Source organism: Planococcus sp. RAB007_Raresut (genome assembly GCF_057369535.1).
This window is the reverse complement of record NZ_JBXYIF010000288.1, coordinates 1-232: the sequence shown is the minus strand read 5'-3', so window position 1 is coordinate 232 and position 232 is coordinate 1. Positions and strand designations below refer to the sequence as shown.

Genomic DNA, 232 nt, shown 5'->3' with positions numbered 1-232 from the left:
ATGAGTTTGATTAAGGAAAAAGAACACTTCCCACTTCGTTCTATCACGTTTTACGATACAGATGAATTACGTCAAGAACGTGTCGCGAAAGCGAGTGAAATCATCTTGCGTGAGCATTATCCAGAACTCGAGTCGTTCGAATATACGACGGACAAAGAATATGCTTTTAAAGATAAAGATTTCTTCTTCGTCCAAATTCGGACAGGTGGTTTGGAAATGCGCGAAAAAGATG

1 protein-coding gene is annotated in these 232 nt (G+C 39.7%); it reads left to right on the top strand.

Features of this window, described 5'->3' with window-relative positions:
• Positions 1-232: family 4 glycosyl hydrolase (locus AC2Q9J_RS18560; RefSeq protein ID WP_499042212.1), on the top strand; the 232-nt coding region annotated here is incomplete at both ends.